A 23,237-nucleotide genomic window follows, 5' to 3' on the forward strand; every position below is an offset into this window, starting at 1 on the left:
CAAAAATTAATTAAATGCTCCAATCATCCCTTTCTTCAGGATGATGATCAAGTTGGGTTAAAATGACGTTCCTGAATTCCTGAAACGCTTTGCTTGTTCGAGTTCTTGGATATGGTAAATCAATAGGAACGATAGCTTTAATCCGTCCAGGCTTTGCCTCCATGACTACCACTTTGCTCGATAAAAAGATGGATTCATCAATATCATGGGTGACAAGCACCATCGTTGTCATATTCCTCTCCCATATTTCTAGCAAAGCCTCTTGAAGATGCGTTCGCGTGAAAGCATCCAATGCACCGAATGGCTCATCCAGCAATAAAACTTCAGGATTACGTAATAATGCCCTGGCAATGGCAACACGCTGCGACATTCCACCTGATAATTGGCGTGGATACGCCTTTTCAAATCCTTTTAGCTTAACAAGTGAAATTAAATCATCCACCCTTTTTCTAATGTCCGGTTTTTTTAATGGAAGGTTACCTGCAATATTTTTCTCCACGTTTAGCCATGGAAATAAGCGGTGCTCCTGAAAAATGAAACCACGGTCTTTAGAAGGGGCGCTAACCGGATGATCCCCTGCTATGATCGAGCCGTCAAAGTCTGAATCAAGTCCTGCGACCAGCTTTAATAATGTGCTTTTCCCACAGCCGCTCGGACCAATGATGGTGACGAACTCACCATTTTTGACGCTCAGATTTAAATTATCCAAAACATGGACACTTTCATTATCATTCTTAAATGTTTTGCTTACATGATTAATTTCTAGCGTCGCTACCAATATCCTCACCCTTTCTCGAATAAAAAAAAATAGAGATCCAGCAATAAGGCACATATTGTCCCTTTGCTGAATCTCTAGTTAACTAGTCGATTCAATATTTCATTTTATATTAACTTATCGATTATTTATAATCAACACCTAATACCAATTTATTTTATCGGATTAATCAAAAATAAATTGACAGATTATTCTAACACCTGTTAAGATGCATTCATACACAAATCCGCTTCACAAAAAACCAATTAAATAAAGGTCATGTGAATCAACTGGACTACCGGAGATTCAATGAAGAGTAACCCCGGCATACTCTTCGTTGAATCTCTTTTTTTGTCATTATTCTGACTATCCAGATGTGGTAAGTGTAATAAAAAAGGAGGGAATTCATGAAGGAATATCGTAACAAGTTAACCGCAGTATTACTTGCCATCATTAGCATTGCTGTATTGGCAGGTTGTAATTCCGATGCCGGTAAAGCTTCCGGGAAAAGTGATCCACTTAAAGTTCATATTGCCTTAAATGGCAAGATGGGGCCATTGGTCATTGCAAAGGAAAAGGGATTGTTCGACGAAGAGTTTTCTAAACTGGGTGCCCAAATCGAGTGGAGTGAATTCCCGAGTGGTCCCCCGCTTTTGGAATCCCTCGCTTCCAATCGGGTTGACCTATCTTTTTTAGGGGATGGTGCACTAATTGCCGGAATTGATAAGAATCTGCCATTTGAAGTGATTGCACAAACAGGTCGAGGTGAGTCATCTGTCCGGATCCTGGCTCAGCCAGAAGGTGACATACAGAAGATTGAAGACTTAAAGGGAAAAACGGTCGGTGTTGCCTCGGGGACAACGGGTCATGTGTATTTAATCAAGGCATTGAAAGCACATGGTCTAACGACTGATGATATTAAACTCATCAATTTACAACCGGATGATGCTCAATCCGCTTTTGAAACCAAACAATTGGACGCCTGGGCGATATGGAACCCTTATTACCTTAATAATATTGAAAAAGGGAATGCAGTCGCACTTAAAGTAAAAGGAAAAATATTAGCTCCTGGTGCAATCATTGCACGTAACGAATTTGCAAAAACACATCCTGAAATTGTCGAGGCCTATTTAAAGGTTTATAAAAAAGCTGCCGATTGGCAAATTGAAAATCCAGATGAAGCATCTGAAATTTATTCCAAAGAAACAAAAATGCCTGTGAGCACAGTCAAGAAAATAATAACGGCTGAAGAACCGAATATCTTCTTTACCGAAGATGCCATCAAGGCACAACAGGAATCAATCGATACTTTAGCTGGTGTGGGTTATATCAAGAAATCATTTAATTTTAAAAACCAGATCCACAATGAATACATTGATGAAGCCTTTAAAAAATAAAAAAACATACCTTACAGGAGGAGATTGATTATGACAGAAACTAAAACACAACAATTAAAAGTGGTACCCGTAGCAGGAAGGATTGGAGCGGAAATTCAAGGAGTCCAATTAAGCGGAGACTTGGATTTAGCTATTTTCAGTGAAATCAAACAAGCGTTAAACGATCATAAAGTCGTATTCTTCAAAGGTCAAAACCATTTGGACGATGCCAGCCAAGAAGCATTTGCCAAACTATTGGGTGAACCTTATGCACATCCTACAGTACCTGTCAAAGACAATACTAACTATATTTTCGAACTTGATTCCGAACGGGGTGCTAAAGCAAACCATTGGCATACTGATGTCACTTTTGTTCCAGAAGTTCCTAAATACTCTGTTTTAAGAGGTGTAACCATCCCTGATGTTGGCGGCGATACAGTCTGGGCAAATACCAATAAAGCATATGAGGACCTGCCGGATGGATTGAAGAAATTAGCGGATGGACTATGGGCAATCCATACAAATGAATATGATTATGCACAATTCAAACCAACCGAAAACATTGATGATGAGGTTAAAAAGAAATATCGTGATATATTCGAATCGACCATTTATAAAACAAGGCACCCAGTCGTTCACGTGCACGCAGAAACAGGAAAAAAGCATTTGTTATTAGGTGGCTTTGCTGGAAGAGTGGAAGGATATACAACAAGTGAATCTGAAAGATTATTAAGTATCTTCGATTCATACGTCACGCGCTTAGAAAATACCGTGCGTTGGCAATGGAGTGAAGGGGACGTGGTCATTTGGGATAACCTAGCCACACAGCATTACGCTATTGCCGATTACGGGAACCAGCACCGCGTCGTTCGCAGGGTCACTGTAGGAAAAGACGTTCCCGTAAACAAGGAGAACGAGTCAAGCAAACTAATTATTAAGAAATAAAACTACTGTATCAAGTGTAAGATTCCATTACTTGACTTCCCCATAAGCGAATGACCGAGAATGGGAAACACTCAAACCTCCTGAAGAACTTGCCTTATAGGAGGTTTAAGTGTTTTCTTTATTGAACGGGTCTTACCAACTCACCCTTTAATATAGTCAGTCCTTCCCTGCAAATGGCCTCACTTAGAATTCACTTCAATGAATTCAATCTCTTCTGCCGCACTTAATGTGCCATGGGCTTTTCCAACGGTTCCTTCCTTGTCTTCCCAAAAGAAGTTATGGTCCTGAACGATCGTGCTGAAATTAAAGTCTCGCCACCGGGCAGCAATGCTGAGCAATCTATCTCTATGCTGAAAATCACTTGATTCCACTATTTTATAAACTTCTTCTATAATCTTAGGAGACATCGGTATAGCCCCCCATTTATCTTGCGATCGAACTTTTTGATGAGTCATTTTATGCATGACGTCCATGACTTCCGTTTCGGTTGAGTCTTCATCAAGTCCTGTTTCAAATTCAATCCCATCATATATCGCTGTTTTCGCTTCAAGTTCCGCCGCTTTAGCTTTCGCTTCCCTTTGGGCTTTGATTTTTACATCCTCTCTTTCTCTTTCAATTTGTTCTTTGGTTTCCCTGACTTCAATCTCCAGTTGTGCTTTTTCGTACTCATTGGAGTTTTCCATGATTTTAAAGAAAGCAATCCCCAACCCGAATAATGCCACCACAAAGATTCCACTAATAAGTAAAACCTTTTGCATTTTCTTCATAGAAACTTCCTCCAAGATATTGATAATGTTAGATAATATTTATTTTAACATATTAAATGGATGGACTATCCAGAAAAGGCAGACATCCAAAATCCTTTTCTCAGCCCTATTTAAAAATAATTTCAGTAGTTTCAGATATCAATAATCACCCTAAACACAACACCCTTCTATTTTTCCACAAGCACTTCAAAATATTGTAATATTAATAAATGACGGTCAAGCTTTTTGGATGGAGTCTTGAATAAAAGAAATTCAGTTTCGCTGCGACATGCATTCTTATAATTTTAATCATTATGTATGGTTTGATAGGGAACTTTTTTTACAATCGCCATACATCCGAATAAGGAAAAAGGCTTTTTAAGCGATAACCCCCATCTTGCCCAATCTGAAGCCGTTTCAGGTGAAATGGCTGAATCGAGTAAATTGGCTGATGCGGAATTTTCCAAAGAACATCAACCGGATGAGATGAGCATTGTTTCTGCAGATCAACTAAGACTTAGTGCTAAACTTTATGAAAATAACACTCATGGCCATAAATGGGCTATTGTCGTTCATGGTTATACCGGCAAAAACCATCAAATGATCCGGTGGGTACGCAATTTTCACGAAAATGGATACAATGTGCTGGCACCTGATCTTCGCGGACATGGGAAAAAAAGCGAGCGTGATTACATTGGAATGGGCTGGGACGATCGGAAAGATATGCTTTTATGGATCAAGCAAATTACCGATAAAGATCCCCAGGCGGACATTGCATTATTCGGGATATCCATGGGAGGGGCAATAGTCATGATGACCTCCGGGGAAAGGCCGCCTTCCAATGTTAAAGTGATCGTAGAGGATTGCATATATTCCTCGGTATGGACGTATTCACCTATCAACTTGATGATTTGTTCGGATTGCCAAAATCTCCAGTAATGAATGCTGCCAATACGGTGACAAAGCTGCGTACAGGCTACGATTTAAATGAAGCGTCAGCTGTGAAACAAATGCTCAAAAGTAAAACACCCATGTTATTCATCCATGGGGAAGATGATTCATTCGTCCCTTATTCCATGCTGGATGACGTATACAATGCAGCAAACGTAGACAAAGAAAAATTAATAATACCGGGTGCCGGGCATGGTGAAGCTGAATTGTGGATAAATATATGGAGTAATGTCGAAGGTAAAAAAGAAACTGCCGATATAAATATCGACAGTTTCTTTTCATTTTCATCCAGCTTATTTTGAGCTTACTGATGGCGTTTTTATCAGGATTAATTATCCTGTACGATTATTTCATCGATTATACCGTAATCCTTCGCCTCTATTGCGCTTAAGAAGTAATCACGATCTGTGTCCTTCGCCACCTTTTCGATAGGCTGCCCAGTCCTTTCCGAGATGATTTGATTGATATGATCCTTTAGTTTCAAAATCCTTCGGGCAGAAATTTCAATTTCCGTGGCTTGCCCCCTCGCCCCTCCAAGCGGTTGATGAAGCATGATTTCACTATTTGGTAAAGCGCACCTTTTCCCTTTCGTACCCGCCAATAAAAGCATGGCACCGAATGATGCAGCCATCCCCGTACATACAGTCCGGATATCAGGCTTAATATATTGCATCGTATCATAAATGGCGAAACCGGCACTGGTCGATCCCCCCGGACTGTTTATGAAGATGGTAATTTCCTTCTCAGGTGAATCTGCTGCCAAGAATAACAATTGGGCAACCACACTATTGGCTAAATGATCGGTGATTTCTTCCCCAATCATGATGATACGGTCTTTAAGAAGTCTGGAATAAATATCATACGAGCGCTCACCCTTGCCTGATTGCTCAATTACATATGGAATGGTGGTCATATCTCTTCTTCCTCCTAACAATAATATTGGCTAAGCGGCCATTGAGAGTGTGTTTGAAGGAGTGAAGCTTGATTTGGAAAGAATCGAACGATTCATCAGTTTAGGAATCATCGATTCACTGTTCAGAGATTTGAAAGATGGGATGCTTCTAATGAGGATATCAGGATTCTGGGTTTTTAAAGACTGTGTCATCAGGGACATGAGCCGCTGTTCCTCCTCATCCTGCCAATCTTCCACACAAGACAACTTACGCTCTTCAACGTCATCGTCAAAGCGCTTTTTCACACGGTTCAAGATTGCCTTTACAGCCGTTTCCGTGGTGTTCAAATAATCTGAGATTTCTTTTGACCGATAGAGGAATCCCTCCTTTAACAGGAACACAACGGCTTGTTTCGGAGTAAGTGACTTTATTATATATTCAACCGTTTCAAAGGCATTTTCCCCAACTGATCCCTGTTGTTCGGTATCCAACAGTTCGTCTAATGATTCTTTTTTTCTTTTTCGTATCGTATCAATCCAGGAATGGCGGGCTATCGTCTTCAATAAAGCCGTTGTTATCTCGGTTTTCTTTCCATAGCCCTGCATTGCCTTCAATACCGTTTCCTGTGCCAAATCATCCCCATCCCAATTATTTTGGGTCAGGAATCGGCAAAACCGAAGCAATTCAGGATAGACTTCACGCAAAATCGCATCGTTATCCTTTTCTTCAGAAATATCTTCCCTTAACTTATTTATCATTTTTCTCACTCCTTCAACACCCTCTATCCTATAAACGTTTCAGAAAGAGAAAAAGATATGGGGGTGGAAAATTTTCCTTCATTCTTCTTTATATTCTATTCCATTTTTTCCATTGGATTTCCTTTCATACTAAAAACCTGTTTGGTTAAGATCCAAACAGGCTAGTGTCAATGTTCTATATGTGACAAATATGGCCTCCCCCGCTGTGTACCCGTTCGTCACCAATCATTTCAGCGAAGCCTTATTTTCAAAACACTTCATATTCCCCGTGAATTCCGCTCCGTTCCATTAAGCCAACCAGCCAAATCTTTGGATGTCCCCCCGCTCACGATAATATTCCGCAATATGTCCTTACCTTTTCACTAAACCCTGACGTCCCGGATATCCTTTTTGTCCTGAATTTCAAATTCACGGTTGATCCATAGGAACTCTGCTGCTATTCCAAGTGTTCGATGCATTCAACCGTGTATTCGCTAGGTTCCATATCGTTTTCTTCAATACCAAACCAACTGGAGGCGCGACTCTCATTAGCGCTATCTTTACAATAGTTCACCAAAGAACCTGCTGGCTTCTCTTCTTGATCGCTCATCTCTTCAAAATTAACTGATCGCTCGTTATGACGCCCGCTGTCTGTCTTTTCATTCTCCAAGTCTGCGAACATGAACATACAGTAAAAAACCGCAACCATAATTGCCATAGTAAACAACCTTGACATTAAAGGCAGTAACTTTTTCAAAATAACTAATCCTCTCATGGTGATTTCCCCAATCCTGTTAAAGCATAATAAATTCAGAATGAATTAATTCAACTATTAAATATCCATCAAAACATCAGTTTAGAAAAATATTCCTATAGATTCATTATATCAAGTTCCAGAAGTTTTTAATGCCAATATTCACCCTTAATACGAATAAACAACTAAAATACTCCGAACCCTTAAAAGTGGACAGTCCAAAAAATATCAGTATACACCTCACATTGACTTCCATCCTTTTCAAGTGTTACTCTTAAATTAATAAAAAAGTATACATTCAAAACACTGATTCCATTAGCGTGAAATAAGGGTGATCTCATTTGCCAAAAGAACATTTAATTGACGTTCAACCAATCAGATCATTGGAAAAATTAGATGATATGAAATGGTCACTGAAGAGACATTGCAGCGAGAGAGACTACATATTGTTCTTGTTAGGCATCAATACTGGCTTGCGTGTGTCTGATTTATTATCGCTGAAGATAAAGGACATTAAAGGTAAGATGGAGGTCATCATCAAGGAAGGCAAAACAAAAAAGCCAAGAATAATACAGCTTAATAATGTATGTAATGAACTGGCAGCCTATATAGCCACCATAGATGGTGAATGGCTATTCCCCTCACGCAAAGGCGATAAGCCAATTAGCAAGATACAAGCCTACAGACAGCTTAATAAAGCAGCGGACATGGTGGACATCGAAGGCGTCGGTACCCATACCATGCGAAAAACGTTCGGGTACTGGCACTATAAACGAAGTAAGGACCTTGCTGAGTTACAAATGATCCTTAATCATTCACATCCTGGAATTACACTAAAGTACATTGGGATTGCTGATGAAGGAACTGAGGACAGCTTAAATGATATTATGGGAGGACGGAAGAAATGTCACTGACTGAATACAATGCAAAATATGAATATATCATTCGAAGTAATATTTCTGATAGGCAAAAGGCATTGAAATTAGCTGATTTAATGACCGATATGGAAGGCCACCTAAGAAATGACATCGGGGAACATCGGAATAAAGAGGTACATGCATTATATAAAAAAGTATCTCTCCTATCCAACTTGTTATGATCACCTTAAGACCCTTGCCATATGTGCAGAGGTCCTTTTTTTCCGTGAAAGTAAGTGATTTGTTTCTTTAAGGCTTTAGGCTGAACCTCAATTAATAATCCTACTGTACCAATCTTATCTGATATGCCTTTTCCTGTAAGACCACACCAAACATAACGAAAAAGCTCTTATTCCAAGCTTTATCCTCTCCCTTCCCTGAACTCTCCTTAGAAAGACAACATCCGAATTAAAAATAACTTGATTAATATCATCGACTCATCGCTAATGGTGTCAATGTTTAGAAATTAAACATACTTAAAGAATACTTTTTCGCCATCATTTCCAAGATTTTTATCCCGGCAACGCTGTTCCCCTTCTCATCCAGCGCTGCACCATAAATTCCAATCCCACATTTTCCGGGGACGGCCCCCATAATTCCCCCTGACACACCGCTTTTAGCCGGTATGCCAACGTTAATGGCAAATTCACCTGATGCGTTATACATCCCGCAGGTAACCATGAATGTCTTGCAAATACGGGCAATGTCCCCTGGGATGATTTGCTTTCCCGTCAACAAATCTTTCCCATTCATGGCCAGCACACAGCCTATCCTCGCCAAATCCTGACTGTCCATTTCAATGGCACACTGCTTCGAGTACAATTCGATTAGGTCCTCCACATCCTCATTTATTACATTATGCTGCTTTAAAAAATAGCTTAACGACCTATTTAAGTCTGCTGTTTTGTATTCTGACCGGGCAACATCTTCATTAAAACCAATAGTGGGATTTTGCGTCAATTCCCGGATAAAATCTAAAATACGCCTGAATCGTTCATTCACACTGTCACCTGCAATCATGTGGGTCACAGTCAATGCTCCTGCATTGATCATCGGGTTTAACGGCTTGGATGGCTTGTTTGTCTCTAACTTGGCAATCGAATTAAAAGGGTCACCAGTAGGTTCTTTGCCTACATAGGAAAAGACATATTCCTCCCCTTTTTCCATTAATACAAGAGCAAGTGTCAAAACTTTTGATATGCTTTGCAGGGTCATTTTCCCACTTACATCCCCCGCACAATATCCTTTTCCGTCAGGATAGTAAATAGCAACAGATAAATCCCTAGGATTTGCCTTTTCAAGAGCAGGTATATAGTCTGCCACCGTTCCCATATTTGTATATTCTTTTGCCTGATCGACCAGTTGCTGTAACTCGTCATTGGACCTGCATTTACATCCCATATTGTTCACAATTTGCCGCCCCTTAGAAAATTTGTTATTTGAAGTGTCTTAGACAGTGGTTTTATTATTTATTACCATATTTCATCGATATTATTTAAAAATACGAAGCGGATAATAAACAGAAGTAAGGTTAAAGGAGCTACTTTCCTGGTTTTAGATTTCATAAATAACAATTCTCTAAAGAAATTTTCAAATGCTTCTTTATCTATTATTTACTGATTTTAATTCTCCTTTGCAAGGACTTATCATACTTCCCTCTTGTCTAATCTTAAGGCACAGGTTCTGAATTATTTTCGTCGTGTTAAAGACAAAGAAAAACAACAACATATACGGGCAACGCTCAAGCAGTAAGACAGGTAAGCTAACGCCTTGTAAAAAAATCAGGAGCAACTTCACTGTTCTTTAAAGAAGATTTTATTGAAAAAAGAAGGAATTAGACGCGCTCAGACGGAAATATAGACCATACCAGTATTATCGTATAAGCTTTCATATGTATTTCACACTTGACGGAAAGTAGGAAAAGCCATGGGGAAATCGAAGAGTTTACAAGAAATCTATAACGCCAACCGTCCAGAAAATAATGAACTTTTCCGAGCGATACAACAACATTTACAATTGAAGCATCCGGACAAACGAATGACAGCTACGAGAACATTGCAAATAATCGTGGCTGATAGTGTTTCATCTGGAGAGCTGCGTAATGTAGAAGCCCGCCTTCTTTACAGTTACTAAGGATCTGTTGTTTCATAAGTCCTTTGAAATTTTCGAACACAGAAAGGATCTCATCAATGAAAGAATTTCTAAAAAATTCTAAAACATCCGGCTTAATTGCGCCACTTGTGACACTGGCTTTTTTTAAGCAGCTATTTACTGGATGCTCAACCAGACCTAGCAATCGAGCTTGAATCAACATGTCCCATGTAAGTTGGTTCGTTTCGTAAACTCAGCAACATTCATTCTTTCGCTTACTTCGTGCGCTTCGGGCAATCACTTTTGCCTTTGGAAATATACAGATCTACTTTCAACTGGTGAGTTAAAATGCACAAAAGATAAAGATTGACAACACTTTTATCGTGACTCATACTAGAAGTGACTTAATGACAGAATATTAAGAATAGTGGAGGGGTAATTATGAATAAGATTTTCGTTCCTAACGCAATCGCCACTTTAACAAGTCTTTTCTACAGTTCGACTACAATGAATGAGTATCTAGCAATGAGAACTGCTCAATTCTACATTGAAGACCTGAAGTTACTGCAAGACGTGGAAGCTGTTGCCCTAGCAATTGAAAATCAAAATGCTTTCGCTTTAATGTCTAAATTTAAACTATTTGATTATAAGGCTGCTGAAGAAATTGAAATCGCACTATCCTCTTCTGGCTATACGGAAGCAGAGCTAAGTGCTATGAATATTGAAATCTAAAATCATTGGCCAATCTGTTAACGGAACGAATGGTAGAGTTAATACTCTTTGACCCATTCGTTTATATTATTAATCGAAAGAACAAACGTACTCTATACTATTGCTGATAAAATAATTATTTAATGGAGAATATTTTTTATGACTCCCCGCAATATCTGTGGCACATAAATTCATGTATCGTAACTTCCATTGACGTATGTCACAGTGCAATTTGCAAGTGAAATGCTGACCCACCATTTAATTGTATGACATGATATACTAACACTTTTAATCACCGATAAGTTGCCATAAGGTTTGATTCGATATTGCAAGCTCCTTGGTTTTAATTTCCCTTCATTCTTGAGTGATGAAAAATCAATGCACAATATCCCGCACATTATTTGTACATATGTTCCAGTGCGTCATAAACACAAAAAGCTTCACACAATTAAGTGTGAAGCTTTTTATAATAGCGGTTCTTTGCTATTGGTGATACCGGTGGCCGGGCTCGAACCGGCACTCCAGAGGAACACGATTTCGAGTCCCATTATAATCCATAAAAGCTATATAATCAGTAATATCAACGGTTGTTGAAACAACTCATTTTTTTAGTAACACGATTACTGATAATTATGCCTTTACTTCTTATAATCGTCAAGAATCAATGCATTTTCTTATTAAATTTTGCTTGTCCTAATTGTTTGTATTTTTGAATGAGCCTAGCTTCGTGCTTCCTTGCATCCTCTACTTTTTCGTATTCACCCACTATACGATATTCAAGTTTCCCATATTCCATTAGATGCACATGTTCCGAGTTTCTTCTATTTTATATCTTTTGCATCTATACCAAACACCGCTTCCAACATAAACGACTTTTCTATTGTACCAATGTTCAAATACAATAAATTTATTTACCTTTCTTAATTCAATTGGATTGAGATCATTTTTCTTTATTAATTGGATGATTTTTTGAAAAGTTGTCTCATAAATTATTGCAATATCTTTGTTCGTCATTTTGACAGTTAAATGTTGTATTAGTTGCTCTTTTGTTGGCAACATAAAAAATCACCTCGATATTTTTATATCTAGGTAATTGAAAATGTAAATCTATTTAAATATTTATTTGTTAGGTTCCTTTTTATAAATTATCGAACTTTATTTCAATGCCACACTCTATAGCCATTTAGCATTCTAATGCTAACATAATACACCATTTATTAGGATTTATTCATCGTTGTCTTGTTGAACTAACGCACCCGTTAGTTTAAGTGTTTTTATTCACAAGATGATTCAAAAACCACTCCAAATCATATCCAATCTATTTGTTAGTTTGTCCAATCCTCCATTTAACTTTTGAATAAGTTATCAAATGGAGGTGTTAAAAATGGATAACGAAGAAAGTATGGATGAATGTAAAATGAAAAATGACAAAATTGCTAAGGACAAAAATTCGTGTCTTCTCGGTCCCTTATCTCCTGCTGAAAGACGCGAGGAGGCATTTGATATTCGTAAGGATGCTGCGAGATTCTATAAAAATCAGCCATTAGTTCACCATCCCTGTAATGGGGATGAAGATAGGTATCCAAATAAAATTGCCAGTTATACAAAAGCATTTCCGCATAATCAGTTAGGCGAGGTAAACATCCAAGCTTATAATAAATATTTAAAAGCATTGGAAACAGGAGACCCTAACGACTTTGAGAAGATTCCACTGGGTGGCGTTGTTAAACTAGTAAATCCACAGGGTGCTTATGCATTCGAATTAGTCGGACCTGATAGTCACCAATTGGTTATTCCTGCACCACCAGCCTTTAGCAGTGCTGAAATAGCTGGAGAGATGGTTGAGCTTTATTGGCAAGCATTGGCACGGGATATTCCTTTCAATATATATAATCAAGACCCATTAACAAATGATGCTGCAAAAGAACTTTCCAGCCTGCCTGTTTTTCGGGGACCGAAAAAGAATGGACTAGTCACGACAGGTACCTTATTCCGAGGGAACCTTCAAGGCGACTTAACAGGGCCATATATTTCACAATTTTTATGGAAAGATGTCCCTTTTGTTTCAACTAAAATTATCCAGCGATACCGTACCACTGTTCCTGGGGACGACCATCTAACTTCTTACGACAACTGGCTGGCTGTACAAAACGGCTCCAGTCCTCCTACCCCAAATCGTTTTGACCCCCTACCTCGCTATATTCGAAATGGCCGGGATTTGGGAGAATGGGTACACAGGGATAGTTCCATTGATGGCGGGTTAATTGCTTGTTACATTTTGCTCAGTTTTGGCAGACAAGCTTTGGATCCGTCCAATCCTTACTTTAACTCTGCAACCCAGGTTGGTTTCACTACCTTTGGACCACCGCATATCTTGGACTTTGTGACAAGAGCTTCGCGTCCGGCTCTTGAGGCAGTTTGGTTCCAAAAATGGCTGGTCCATCGCAGTCTCCGTCCGGAGGAATTCGGCGGCCGAATTCAAAATCAGAAATCGGGTGTTGATTACCCGATCAATCCGGTAGTTCTGAATTCGGAAGCACTTGCCGAAACTTTTAATAAATTCGGCACCTATTTGCTACCTCAGGCATATGCAGAAGGAGCTCCTGCGCATCCATCCTATGTTTCCGGTCATGCAGCACTTATTGGAGCAATGGTAACAATACTGAAGGCCTACTTTAATGAATCGTTTGTAATCCCCAATCCGGTTGTTGCCAGTTCCGATGGTCTTTCCCTCATACCTTACGAAGGTCCGCCGCTTACGATAGGCGGGGAACTAAATAAACTTGCATCAAATATTTCCATCGGCCGGTCGTTCGGTGGTATTCACTACCGCAACGATTATTTCGATGGAATTATGCTCGGAGAATCTATGGCCATTGGGATAATGAGGGATTACAGAAAAACCTATAACGAGTTTTTCAAAGGATTCTCTCTCACAAAATTTGATGGGACAAAGATAACAATCTGAGAAAATAAAAGACACCCTGTATCTTTAAACTTGGTGTCTTTTAGCTTTGTGTCCTTTTTGATTTACTTCAGATTTGCCAACCAATTTTCACCTCCGCTTCACCATGAGAAAAGCTGCCAAAATAACAGCTTCGTTGTTCAACTCTTGCACCCGTTAACGAAACAAGGTAGTATGTGTTATTCACAAGAAACAGACCAATTTAATGTTAAAAAATCTTGCTCGATTTTTGGTGTCTTATTGTTATCAATACAAGCATTTTTGGTGTATTCAAGCGAGATAGAGTTTTAAATAATAGCTACTACAAGAAATGATAAAATGATAACGGATGTAATAAAAAAGATTTTTCTCTTTATCTTCATTTCAAAAACCTCCTTTTATAACTATTTTCCTTCTTCAACAATCCTGATAGTTCCATTAGAAAAAGCTGCCTAAAAGACAGCTCCGATCTTCAGCTAACGCACCCGTTAGTTTAAGTATAAACATTCACATTATCCACTTAACATATCAAAATTGCTACTGGGCGGTTCTCTTAACTGAATATGAATACAATCTACATCAATAGTTATACCAAGTTCGACCCTAACAGCTTTTTTACATATTCAATAAACTTTTTGGTAGTAATTCGATGCTGTTCTGGCTCTAAGTTAAGAACTCTAACTTTATGTGACATGCCTTGTAGAACTAATTCAGGTATGGTGCTTACACCTAGTTCATTTTCCACCATTGCTATAATAGCTTGGTCGTCAGTCATTTCAAATCTGTTTTTGAGAGTAACACCAATCTATTTTAATATACGTTTTATGTCGTGGTTATAACCTGATTTGAGTGTAATAAAGGATTCATTCTCTAATTGATCAAGACGGATTTTATATTGATTACCAAGAGGGTGATTATGTGGAAGGATACACAATATCCTATCTTTTTTTAGGGGTATCGTTTCAAATGATTGCAAATTTGAAAAAATGAAGCTATGGTTTGGATCTTTTTGTTTTATTATTTTTTAGCCGTGACCATTTCAAATAAAAAGGAATTTAATAAAGAAGGGTTGTCCGTCTGGATAACCACAGTTTTTAGTTAATGAAAGGAGGAATATGTTAGATGTGTTGTCCAAACCCTCAGTTTTTATCTCTTTCTACGTGTGGTACATTTAATGATCCTGGTGAAGCTCCAGGAGAGACGGTATTTGATAATACTGGTGGTCCAGTATTGTCTGGTTACGTTACTCTGACCAACAATTTTAGTAGCCAATCTGCTGTCACTTTGTCCAATGATGCTACACCAATTATCCTAGCAGTCGCACCAGGAGATAGTCTAACAGAATTTGTGGCAAACACTGCTTTTTCATTACTGTCATGAGGTCACCTCGGCCGCCTTTTCTTCTTTCGTAAGCTCAACGTTTTTTTCTTTTTCAACATTACTCGCTTGAGCTGTCGTTGCTTCCTTTTCCACCGTTGTTTCTTTTGCGTTACAACCCGCCAAAAGCAAAGCAGAAGTAACAGTCACTGAGCCGATTAAATATGTAAATTTCATGTTGTTTCCCCCTCTGTTACATTCATCCATTTTATCATTTAACGGAATATTTCACAGTGAAATTTTCCTATTTTCACGATCAAGCAGTTGTAGGCAAAAAGCCGAAGTTTATGCCGATGATGAAGTCACATATGTTAGTGCTATTCGTGGCATTGAATACAAACCTTTACCATTTAAATAATTGATAGAGTACTCACCGAGTGCTCCTCATTTTTTATATACATAAAACAGATATTTTATCAGACTAGGAGGAAATCCAATGAACACAAATATCTATTAAGTATTTAAAGAACAATTGTTTCTCTTGACCATACGAGTAACGATTTCTCATAACAGCATTGTAGTGTAAAAATCGAAACTTTTTTTAAATGAGCAAAATTACCTACATGTTTTGCATATTAATATTCAATAAATGACCATCCTGCACAAAACGGTATCAGGATGAACTGCTATAAGAAACCCAATCCTGAAGGCGTTTTTTGCAGGGATTAAGAATTTATCCAATAATGGAATCCTACTTGTATCTACTTCAGTTCTTGGTTCTTCATCATGTAAATCCATCAGATCAATCCGACCACTTTCCTCAATGCCCCTGTTAAGTATTTCTTAAAATTCCATACTTCCTTATTTTTTTGCACTTGAGATAAAACCTTATTAAATAATGATTTATCAATGCCTTGTTCTTTAAATTCGATGTATGTATCATAAATTATTTTATCTTGGTCAACGTCTTGTTTAACAGTGTTTACAATATTTATTAAAGGTTTTTGTTTATCGTTAACTTCTTGAAAAGAAGTATTTAGAGGTTCAGGTGGGTGCTCTTGTGGGTGTTTATCCTTTTGGTCATTGGATTGCTGTTCCACAATATAAATATTCGCTGATTGACTGTTGTTCTTCCGTTTCGCCTAATTGATTGATAACAGTAACGGAATAAGATGCATACCAATCATCGTTGATTTACCACTGTCAGGTTCTGACCAAAAAGCATAATTGTGGCCTGGCTCCATATTCTTAAAATCTTGTTCATTGAATCTTTCTGATAGGTATCTCATAGTAGTTAATTCCTCCGATTATTTATTTGACGCTGTTATTCTTTCTGGATAAATAAAAACGTAAATTCTATCGGTGAAATTATATTGCTCTTAACTGTATATCATTCCCTACTTATATACGTTTGTAGCACACCTAATCAAGAGGAACATTTTTTCTCCACTGCTAGTATTAGCAATCAGGGAATTTTTGTTCCGTCTCATAACAACTTAACAAAGCGTTCAAGGCAGAACCCGCCTTGACGCTGGCAAAGGCTGAGCCTTTGGCCATGAAGGTATTTTTATAAGAATATTAAGATGTCACTTTTTTCTCTGATTGCTAAGTATTAAGAATCAAGGAATTTTTGTTCCTCTAAAATTGGCTCCTACGTGGGACTTATAATGTTAGACTTCCTTGGTGAAAAAAGGTAAAGTGGAGTTAATAAACTAGGTTATATTAATTGAGGAGGAGTTACGTGTTCTTTAAAAACGATGACAAGATTGACCGCAGAGCCGTGAATATTGCTTATTTTGCAACCTTTATATTCTGGTCTGTGGCACTTCTTATAAATTCTGCTTTCGAATTCTATAACAAGGAATTCATTTCTAGTTCATTTATTATTCTTCTAATGGGACTAGCCGTTTTCTTTCTTACTGAATTTATCGCTTCTAAAATCAGGAGATCTCAGGCTCATAAATAGCCTGAGATCTCTTTTATTATTTTCTTGCAGCGCAAGACCAGCTATGAGTTGCACCTATTCTAACATCTGTGATAACAACGCCTTTGCTGTATTTATTGCATTTGTTTAGGGCGGCTACTCCCAATACAGGTATAGCTACGAGCATTGCAGTCAGAAGAGTAGGGTTTTTTGCAAAAGCCTTCGCTATTGCCGATAAAACTGCCCATGTTCCACCATAAAGTCCTGCATCTTTAATAATATTATTAACTTGCGTATTTGAAAGGTAATACTTTTTAACAGCGCCTATGGATGAGGCAGAAACTTGTCCACTAGCTTCTTGTTTAGTAGAAGCTACATTTACATTATTCATAGACTGATAGTAAGTTGCAAGCGTGGCTATAGCCTTTTCAGCATCATCACCATTCTCTTTGACTACCTGTTCAAATATGTAATAGAACTCTTGTGCCTCTTTGCTAAGTTTGTTAATTTCACTTTGCTTGTTCTTGGACAGGTTATCCATATTTAAGTTACTCTGATCCAATTCATTAACTACATCGATTAATTCCTGCGTGTCACCAATTTGTTCTTTACTAACTTGCACGGTTGGCGTCTCGACTCCTGTCGAAGCGAGTGATGCAGATGGTGAAATGCAGCTAAGTAGAGTAACGGCTGATACAACACTGACGATTCCTTTTTTAAATTTCATACTTCCAATCCCTCCCAATTTCTCCAAACAAGTCAATTATACTAGATTCGACACCAAAAAAATACATTTTTTTATATTTTTGTGCAAAATAGGATATACTAACGTTTTGTAAATGGTTATTTTGGCGAAGTAAGCCGAAACTTGAAGAGCTTTAAAAGTTACCCAGGATGAAGTAGCTATTAAGTGTCAGTGTCTGGAATTATGAAATTTTCTTGAATGAAGAATATGATTTCCTTTGTAAACCATTTTTTATGGTAAATATAATATTGATTTTATGTAAAAAAGACCGAGCATTAAGATGCCCGATCTTGTATATTTAAAGCTTTGTATAATCTAACGATTTCTTCTTCGATTTGCTCGATTTCCCCCTCAATACTACATAGATCGAAAAAATTGTCTTTATCAATCCATTCCAGATCCACCCATTCCAATTCAATTCTGCTACTATATAGAGAAATCAATATTTGCATATGATTTATTATCTTAGTATTTGAATTTCCAATTTTTAAGTGATTGAACCCTATGTTTAAAAAATCGTCTGTTAGTAAGATAGTATTAACTAAGTGATTTAAAATATTTTCTTTTTCTTTCTCTTTTCTTGTTTCTTCTCTAGTTTCTTCATACCACTGTTTTGCTCTTTTTGGATTCAATAATAGAACCAAAAGAATCTTGAATCCAATTTTATCAGCATTTTCTTGATTAAAACATCCATCATCTCCATAAAGATAATTACTGAAAATTTTTGCTATCATTTTTCTCAATTAAACCGACTCCCTACTAATTAATTGTCTTCATCTTACGGAGTCTCATTATATGGACGTTATTAAGAACGTAAAGTAAATTGGAAATTTTTTTAAAAAATAAAAAAAGATTGGACATATGCCCAATCAATAATCATTAGTAATATCCCTTCTTTTCAACAAAAACACTTCCCTTTCCAATTTATTAAGCTTGTCTGCAAGGAATGCTATTTCCATTTCACGCTCTGTTGAAGATTGACTATTTAACCGATTGAAATACATATCAAATTTCCCAACCTTTTTACTAAGAAATTCGATATCTTTTTCAAGGTTTTTAGTAAGTTTCTCGTTATAACGAACAGCACCGCCCCCGTCATAGTATTTATCATACATATTGTCGAGTAGCTTTATACGTTCTCCGTTGTCCATATTGTTTATTATCTCTATTACTTCATTAGCAGTCACTTTATCAGCCATTTAATAGTTCCTCCCCTATTTTCTTCATTATAAAACGTGATTTTTAAACATGTAACTTTGTAACATTACTATCGTTACAGGCATTACAGCTTTAGTTAAAAGCCAATAATAGGCACCATAAACACGATAATCCTTTTAATCTTTTATTTGGCCTGTATTGAGCTTCGAAAGAGTTAATTCTATATCAAACTCTATTAAAATCCAACGTTAGACATTTTTGGGCTAATGAGCGCTATAATATTTTATCTCTCTTATGACTTTTTAAAGCTATATTTCAATTTCCCCTCAAGCTCTTCTAGTTGGTATCCAATTACTTCCTTCACTTCTTTAATTGAATACTCTAATTCTTGATCGCTAAGTACTAAAGTCTGACTAATTCTCTTTTCTTGTTCCATTACCATCTTTGTTAAAGTTCCATATTTATCATCAATTATTTTTAATTTCTCTTGTTGATCATTGATAATCTTTTGCTGTTGCCGAATGAGGTTCTTTAAATTTGTAATTTCAGCCATCGCATTCGAGACTAGTTGATATACATTAGAAACATCATTCTCATTTTCTTTTATCAGCTGTTCTACCGCATTATGTACCTTCATACCAGGCTCATTCTTTAATACAATCAACTTATTAAATAAATCAATATCCTTTTCTGAAAACATTAGGCGACCCTGATTGCTTCGCTTAAACTTGTAGTTCTGCTCTTCAAACATTAAATAATACTTCTTTACTGCTGAAGGAGTGACCCCTAGCACTTTTGCTACCTCATCAACTTTGTGATAAGCTTCCATCCCTATCATTCCTTTAAATTAATTAACTTTCTAGCCAATTATAGCTCTCTTCTGGAACTTTGATCTTCATGCTTCGAAACTCATTTAATTCTTCATCATGTTTATAGTCCGAGTTATTGCAAATCCTCTCTAGTGATTTATATGCGTATCCCTTTATCTTTTCTTCAGGTACATTAGTCCATCTGCCACTCGAAATAGTATCATCAACAAATTTATTGATTAAAATATCCCATGATTTCTTAGACCATCTTCCAATTGAGAGTTCAGTATAGAATTCATTTGATTCCTCAATCAGTAATTCTCTAAATTTATCAGATGTTAAAGATTCCTTGTAATTACAATTGAGATTTTTTTTATTATTATTTGTCTCAATCTTAATACTCTTATTATTATTTGTTGCTCGTATTTGACATTCATGTGTGCTCTCATTGAGCACTTCTGATTGTTCAAATTGAACACTCCTTGATTCGCATATTATAAAGGTCATTATTAGTATGCGATAACCTACCAAGGTAAATTCTATTTGGTTTATTTAGCCCCATTCGTTTTTCTTCGACTAAGTTAAATTTCTTTAATTCAGACTTACATCTTCTAAAAGTTGAATGTGAGAATCCGAGCATTTCTGCCCCATAATCGATGGACATGATTACAAAGTATCTACCTTCATCATCTTTCCAATCCTTTATCATGCTTAATTTTAATTTGTCCAATAGTGTAATATAAAGTAGCTTTGCTTGGGGCATCATTTCTTTGTACTCTAAACCATAGAGCAATACTTTAGGTGTTTGAACATAAATCAAGTTATCGATTTGCTGTTCAATGTAATACTTAATCATCCTTTTCCCCTTTTGACACAACAAAAGAAGACATGCTACTATTAGTTAGCAGGGGTCTTAATTCCTGTTTGTGTTTTATTTAGAGATGGTAGAGCCGCCAAACTCCATTACCATCTCTTTTATTTATTTTATTATGTGACCGAACATTCGTACACTTTTTATAATTTTAATCCCTTTAATGCTCCGTATTGTTCATGCTTTCGTTCAATATCAGGTCCCCATAAGTTTACATACCTTTTTGTAATAGACATGTCCTGGTGTCCCAACAATGTCATTAGACTAAAAGCATCTATTCCAGCCAGAATCATTCTCTTAGCCATTGTATGACGAAAAGTATGAGGACTCACTCTTTTATCGATTTTAGCTTCCTTTCCATACTTTGTGAATCGTGTTTGTATACTATGAGAGTTCAATTCTTTGTTATCTTGGTTGATAAATAATTTCTGAGTTTCTAAATTACCCCTTATTGAAAAATATCTTTTTACTTGCTCTTGGGTTGCATCAGACAAATAAACAGTTCTTTCAAATAAATTTTTAGTCTTCCTTATGATAATTTTATTTTCTCTGACATCCTCCACCTCAATCCCAACCAATTCAGACAATCGCACTCCAGTATCTAAAAATACAAGTAAAATTACTTCATCCCTAAATCCTACAAACGTTTTTTGTTTTCGTATTGTTTTTAGCAGCAACTCTAATTCTTTACTATCTAAAGTTTCTATTGTTTTCAATCTGTCTCTTAACAACTTGATGTTTTTCATCGGGTTTTTATCAATTAGGTTATTTTTATCAAGATAATTGTAAAATGAACGGAGAGCACGTAACCGAGTATTTATAGTAGTTACTTTTATTAACTTTTTGCTTTCTATAATCAGATTTTCTATATCTTGCTGTTCACATTCAACCAGTGTCTTATTAATAAACTTCTTTGCAGCATGAAATTCATTTTTATAATAATCAATTGTAGCTGGCCGTAGATTTCTTAAATAACAATCTCTAAAGAAGTTTTCAAATGCTTCTTCATCTGTTATTTTCTTTTTAATGATTTTTAATTCATCCTTTGTAAGGTCACCACGTCTTGCCATACTCTCCTCCTGTCTAATTCAAGGCATACGATTCGCAGCACACGATTCTTAGTTATTTTTGTCGTGTTAAAGACAAAGAAAAAAGACCTCAACATAATCGTTGAGATCTTGATTCTACTAGCTTTCATGATACCGGTGGCCGGGGTCGAACCGGCACTCCAGAGGAACACGATTTTGAGTCGTGCGCGTCTGCCAATTCCGCCACACCGGCATGTATGTTGGAGGCGGCAACCGGAATCGAACCGGTGGTAAAGGTTTTGCAGACCTCTGCCTTACCGCTTGGCTATGCCGCCAACGTTTTTGGAGCGAAAGACGGGATTCGAACCCGCGACCCCAACCTTGGCAAGGTTGTATTCTACCACTGAACTACTTTCGCATATGGCTGGGCTAGAAGGGATCGAACCTTCGCATGACGGAATCAAAATCCGTTGCCTTACCGCTTGGCTATAGCCCATTAACGTTGTATTCATTATACCATGATTTATTAAAAAATGGGGCGACTGATGGGAATCGAACCCACGAATGCCTGAACCACAATCAGGTGCGTTAACCACTTCGCCACAACCGCCATTATAAGATTGAAATTGGCAGGGGTAGTAGGACTCGAACCCACACTGGAGGTTTTGGAGACCTCTGTTCTACCTTTAAACTATACCCCTGTAAAAAAAGATGGTGGAGGGGGGCAGATTCGAACTGCCGAACCCGAAGGAGCGGATTTACAGTCCGCCGCGTTTAGCCACTTCGCTACCCCTCCGCATATGGATGAAACATGGTGCCGGCAAGAGGACTTGAACCCCCAACCTACTGATTACAAGTCAGTTGCTCTACCAGTTGAGCTACACCGGCACTACTATGGTGGCTCAGGACGGAATCGAACCGCCGACACAAGGATTTTCAGTCCTTTGCTCTACCGACTGAGCTACTGAGCCAAGCAATAAAAATGGCGGTCCCGACGGGAATCGAACCCGCGATCTCCTGCGTGACAGGCAGGCATGTTAACCGCTACACCACGGGACCATAGATTGCGGGGACAGGATTTGAACCTGCGACCTTCGGGTTATGAGCCCGACGAGCTACCGGACTGCTCCACCCCGCGACGTTAATAATGTTGCTATGATGCATCAGATTTTCGTGTTGAACGTTTCAATGCAGAAACAACCTGATCTTATTGAATAATGGTGGAGGATGACGGGATCGAACCGCCGACCCTCTGCTTGTAAGGCAGATGCTCTCCCAGCTGAGCTAATCCTCCAATATGTTGTCTAAATGGTGACCCGTACGGGATTCGAACCCGTGTTACCGCCGTGAAAGGGCGGTGTCTTAACCGCTTGACCAACGGGCCAGGTATAAATGGCGGAGAGCAAGGGATTTGAACCCTTGAGACAGGGTTACCCGTCTACACGATTTCCAATCGTGCTCCTTCGGCCACTCGGACAGCTCTCCAATAATGGCTCCGCAGGTAGGACTCGAACCTACGACCGTTCGGTTAACAGCCGAATGCTCTACCACTGAGCTACTGCGGAA

At 37.9% G+C, this 23,237-nt stretch carries 24 protein-coding genes, 15 tRNA genes and 1 pseudogene; 9 read left to right on the forward strand and 31 right to left on the reverse strand.

What is annotated here, in order from left to right; genetic code table 11:
• Window positions 1-10: 10 nt before the first annotated feature.
• Window positions 11-781 carry an ABC transporter ATP-binding protein gene (locus ACFX4I_RS14695; protein ID WP_377421529.1) on the reverse strand — a complete coding sequence of 257 codons (771 nt, stop codon included), beginning with the start codon at window positions 779-781 and terminating at the stop codon, window positions 11-13.
• Window positions 782-1,161: 380 nt separating this feature from the next.
• On the opposite strand from ACFX4I_RS14695, the gene ACFX4I_RS14700 reads away from it, so the two are divergent.
• Both ACFX4I_RS14700 and ACFX4I_RS14705 read left to right on the forward strand, forming a co-directional pair.
• On the forward strand, window positions 1,162-2,151 hold the full coding sequence (locus tag ACFX4I_RS14700) for an ABC transporter substrate-binding protein (protein ID WP_377421493.1): 990 nt from the start codon (window positions 1,162-1,164) through the stop codon (window positions 2,149-2,151).
• A 30-nt stretch (window positions 2,152-2,181) separates the two neighbouring features.
• Window positions 2,182-3,075, forward strand: coding sequence for a TauD/TfdA dioxygenase family protein (locus tag ACFX4I_RS14705; protein WP_230302584.1), 894 nt, complete (start codon window positions 2,182-2,184; stop codon window positions 3,073-3,075).
• A gap of 179 nt (window positions 3,076-3,254) precedes the next feature.
• Here the strand turns inward: ACFX4I_RS14705 and ACFX4I_RS14710 are convergent, their stop codons facing one another.
• Window positions 3,255-3,842, reverse strand: a complete 588-nt coding sequence (locus ACFX4I_RS14710) for a DUF6241 domain-containing protein (RefSeq protein WP_377421495.1) — start codon at window positions 3,840-3,842, stop codon at window positions 3,255-3,257.
• A 293-nt stretch (window positions 3,843-4,135) separates the two neighbouring features.
• Here ACFX4I_RS14710 and ACFX4I_RS14715 point away from each other — a divergent pair.
• Window positions 4,136-5,074, forward strand: a pseudogene (locus ACFX4I_RS14715) (alpha/beta hydrolase).
• 26 nt (window positions 5,075-5,100) lie between these two features.
• On the opposite strand, the gene clpP reads toward ACFX4I_RS14715, so the two are convergent.
• The 3 genes from clpP to ACFX4I_RS14730 all read right to left on the reverse strand — a co-directional run bounded on the left by clpP (window position 5,101) and on the right by ACFX4I_RS14730 (window position 7,177).
• A complete protein-coding gene (gene clpP, locus ACFX4I_RS14720) occupies window positions 5,101-5,685 on the reverse strand; it encodes an ATP-dependent Clp endopeptidase proteolytic subunit ClpP (protein WP_309519452.1) in 585 nt (194 codons plus the stop codon).
• A gap of 30 nt (window positions 5,686-5,715) precedes the next feature.
• Window positions 5,716-6,423, reverse strand: coding sequence for a sigma-70 family RNA polymerase sigma factor (locus ACFX4I_RS14725; protein WP_377421497.1), 708 nt, complete (start codon window positions 6,421-6,423; stop codon window positions 5,716-5,718).
• Window positions 6,424-6,859: 436 nt separating this feature from the next.
• A complete protein-coding gene (locus ACFX4I_RS14730) occupies window positions 6,860-7,177 on the reverse strand; it encodes a hypothetical protein (RefSeq protein ID WP_230302579.1) in 318 nt (105 codons plus the stop codon).
• 380 nt (window positions 7,178-7,557) lie between these two features.
• On the opposite strand from ACFX4I_RS14730, the gene ACFX4I_RS14735 reads away from it, so the two are divergent.
• Together ACFX4I_RS14735 and ACFX4I_RS14740 are read left to right on the forward strand one after the other, a co-directional pair.
• Complete coding sequence (locus tag ACFX4I_RS14735) at window positions 7,558-8,070, forward strand: tyrosine-type recombinase/integrase (protein WP_230302603.1); 513 nt, start codon at window positions 7,558-7,560, stop codon at window positions 8,068-8,070.
• Window positions 8,061-8,255, forward strand: a complete 195-nt coding sequence (locus ACFX4I_RS14740) for a hypothetical protein (RefSeq protein WP_076367873.1) — start codon at window positions 8,061-8,063, stop codon at window positions 8,253-8,255. The genes ACFX4I_RS14735 and ACFX4I_RS14740 overlap by 10 nt, the downstream gene beginning before the upstream one ends.
• Window positions 8,256-8,532: 277 nt before the next feature.
• On the opposite strand, the gene glsA is transcribed toward ACFX4I_RS14740, so the two are convergent.
• Window positions 8,533-9,474, reverse strand: a complete 942-nt coding sequence (gene glsA / locus ACFX4I_RS14745) for a glutaminase A (RefSeq protein ID WP_283933037.1) — start codon at window positions 9,472-9,474, stop codon at window positions 8,533-8,535.
• A 525-nt stretch (window positions 9,475-9,999) separates the two neighbouring features.
• On the opposite strand from glsA, the gene ACFX4I_RS14750 reads away from it, so the two are divergent.
• Both ACFX4I_RS14750 and ACFX4I_RS14755 read left to right on the forward strand, forming a co-directional pair.
• Window positions 10,000-10,206: a hypothetical protein gene (locus ACFX4I_RS14750; RefSeq protein WP_230302578.1), complete on the forward strand. Its 207-nt coding sequence runs from the start codon at window positions 10,000-10,002 to the stop codon at window positions 10,204-10,206.
• A 399-nt stretch (window positions 10,207-10,605) separates the two neighbouring features.
• Window positions 10,606-10,896 carry a hypothetical protein gene (locus ACFX4I_RS14755; RefSeq protein ID WP_098370854.1) on the forward strand — a complete coding sequence of 97 codons (291 nt, stop codon included), beginning with the start codon at window positions 10,606-10,608 and terminating at the stop codon, window positions 10,894-10,896.
• A 774-nt stretch (window positions 10,897-11,670) separates the two neighbouring features.
• Here ACFX4I_RS14755 and ACFX4I_RS14760 read toward each other — a convergent pair.
• Entirely contained in the window at window positions 11,671-11,934 is a 264-nt protein-coding gene (locus tag ACFX4I_RS14760) for a hypothetical protein (protein WP_377421500.1), read from the reverse strand.
• Between the two features lie 325 nt (window positions 11,935-12,259).
• Here ACFX4I_RS14760 and ACFX4I_RS14765 point away from each other — a divergent pair, with 325 nt between their 5' ends.
• Window positions 12,260-13,843 (forward strand): vanadium-dependent haloperoxidase, encoded by a 1,584-nt coding sequence (locus ACFX4I_RS14765; RefSeq protein ID WP_377421502.1) that lies wholly within the window; start codon window positions 12,260-12,262, stop codon window positions 13,841-13,843.
• Between the two features lie 1,098 nt (window positions 13,844-14,941).
• Complete coding sequence (locus ACFX4I_RS14770; RefSeq protein WP_377421504.1) at window positions 14,942-15,199, forward strand: hypothetical protein; 258 nt, start codon at window positions 14,942-14,944, stop codon at window positions 15,197-15,199.
• Here the strand turns inward: ACFX4I_RS14770 and ACFX4I_RS14775 are convergent.
• From ACFX4I_RS14775 to ACFX4I_RS14890, 24 genes are all read right to left on the reverse strand, one after another.
• Window positions 15,194-15,373, reverse strand: a complete 180-nt coding sequence (locus ACFX4I_RS14775) for a hypothetical protein (RefSeq protein ID WP_377421506.1) — start codon at window positions 15,371-15,373, stop codon at window positions 15,194-15,196. The two genes, ACFX4I_RS14770 and ACFX4I_RS14775, sit on opposite strands and share 6 nt — an antisense overlap.
• A gap of 560 nt (window positions 15,374-15,933) precedes the next feature.
• Window positions 15,934-16,236 (reverse strand): hypothetical protein, encoded by a 303-nt coding sequence (locus tag ACFX4I_RS14780; protein ID WP_377421508.1) that lies wholly within the window; start codon window positions 16,234-16,236, stop codon window positions 15,934-15,936.
• Window positions 16,237-17,118: 882 nt separating this feature from the next.
• Window positions 17,119-17,787, reverse strand: coding sequence for a DUF1129 domain-containing protein (locus tag ACFX4I_RS14785; protein ID WP_377421510.1), 669 nt, complete (start codon window positions 17,785-17,787; stop codon window positions 17,119-17,121).
• 293 nt (window positions 17,788-18,080) lie between these two features.
• Window positions 18,081-18,548 (reverse strand): hypothetical protein, encoded by a 468-nt coding sequence (locus ACFX4I_RS14790; RefSeq protein ID WP_377421512.1) that lies wholly within the window; start codon window positions 18,546-18,548, stop codon window positions 18,081-18,083.
• A gap of 126 nt (window positions 18,549-18,674) precedes the next feature.
• On the reverse strand, window positions 18,675-19,004 hold the full coding sequence (locus ACFX4I_RS14795; RefSeq protein ID WP_377421514.1) for a hypothetical protein: 330 nt from the start codon (window positions 19,002-19,004) through the stop codon (window positions 18,675-18,677).
• A gap of 251 nt (window positions 19,005-19,255) precedes the next feature.
• Window positions 19,256-19,792 (reverse strand): MerR family transcriptional regulator, encoded by a 537-nt coding sequence (locus ACFX4I_RS14800; RefSeq protein WP_377421517.1) that lies wholly within the window; start codon window positions 19,790-19,792, stop codon window positions 19,256-19,258.
• A 22-nt stretch (window positions 19,793-19,814) separates the two neighbouring features.
• Window positions 19,815-20,279: a hypothetical protein gene (locus ACFX4I_RS14805; protein ID WP_377421519.1), complete on the reverse strand. Its 465-nt coding sequence runs from the start codon at window positions 20,277-20,279 to the stop codon at window positions 19,815-19,817.
• Window positions 20,239-20,628, reverse strand: coding sequence for a replication initiator protein A (locus tag ACFX4I_RS14810; RefSeq protein WP_377421521.1), 390 nt, complete (start codon window positions 20,626-20,628; stop codon window positions 20,239-20,241). The genes ACFX4I_RS14805 and ACFX4I_RS14810 overlap by 41 nt, the downstream gene beginning before the upstream one ends.
• Window positions 20,629-20,786: 158 nt before the next feature.
• Window positions 20,787-21,713 (reverse strand): tyrosine-type recombinase/integrase, encoded by a 927-nt coding sequence (locus tag ACFX4I_RS14815; protein WP_377421523.1) that lies wholly within the window; start codon window positions 21,711-21,713, stop codon window positions 20,787-20,789.
• Window positions 21,714-21,843: 130 nt separating this feature from the next.
• Window positions 21,844-21,924: transfer RNA gene (locus tag ACFX4I_RS14820), tRNA-Leu, on the reverse strand.
• Window positions 21,925-21,932: 8 nt separating this feature from the next.
• Window positions 21,933-22,006: transfer RNA gene (locus ACFX4I_RS14825), tRNA-Cys, on the reverse strand.
• Between the two features lie 8 nt (window positions 22,007-22,014).
• Window positions 22,015-22,089, reverse strand: a tRNA-Gly gene (locus tag ACFX4I_RS14830).
• A 3-nt stretch (window positions 22,090-22,092) separates the two neighbouring features.
• Window positions 22,093-22,167: transfer RNA gene (locus ACFX4I_RS14835), tRNA-Gln, on the reverse strand.
• 38 nt (window positions 22,168-22,205) lie between these two features.
• Window positions 22,206-22,281, reverse strand: a tRNA-His gene (locus tag ACFX4I_RS14840).
• A 17-nt stretch (window positions 22,282-22,298) separates the two neighbouring features.
• A tRNA-Trp gene (locus ACFX4I_RS14845) sits at window positions 22,299-22,372 on the reverse strand.
• 11 nt (window positions 22,373-22,383) lie between these two features.
• Window positions 22,384-22,467 (reverse strand) — tRNA-Tyr (locus ACFX4I_RS14850).
• A gap of 16 nt (window positions 22,468-22,483) precedes the next feature.
• Window positions 22,484-22,559, reverse strand: a tRNA-Thr gene (locus tag ACFX4I_RS14855).
• Window positions 22,560-22,566: 7 nt separating this feature from the next.
• Window positions 22,567-22,642 (reverse strand) — tRNA-Phe (locus ACFX4I_RS14860).
• A gap of 12 nt (window positions 22,643-22,654) precedes the next feature.
• A tRNA-Asp gene (locus ACFX4I_RS14865) sits at window positions 22,655-22,730 on the reverse strand.
• 5 nt (window positions 22,731-22,735) lie between these two features.
• Window positions 22,736-22,809 (reverse strand) — tRNA-Met (locus tag ACFX4I_RS14870).
• 80 nt (window positions 22,810-22,889) lie between these two features.
• Window positions 22,890-22,965 (reverse strand) — tRNA-Val (locus tag ACFX4I_RS14875).
• A 15-nt stretch (window positions 22,966-22,980) separates the two neighbouring features.
• Window positions 22,981-23,055 (reverse strand) — tRNA-Glu (locus ACFX4I_RS14880).
• A gap of 9 nt (window positions 23,056-23,064) precedes the next feature.
• Window positions 23,065-23,156 (reverse strand) — tRNA-Ser (locus ACFX4I_RS14885).
• Window positions 23,157-23,161: 5 nt separating this feature from the next.
• Window positions 23,162-23,236: transfer RNA gene (locus ACFX4I_RS14890), tRNA-Asn, on the reverse strand.
• Between the last annotated feature and the right edge of the window lies 1 nt (window position 23,237).

The organism is Peribacillus sp. YIM B13472, from assembly GCF_042788005.1.
Taxonomy (GTDB): domain Bacteria; phylum Bacillota; class Bacilli; order Bacillales; family DSM-1321; genus Peribacillus; species Peribacillus simplex_E.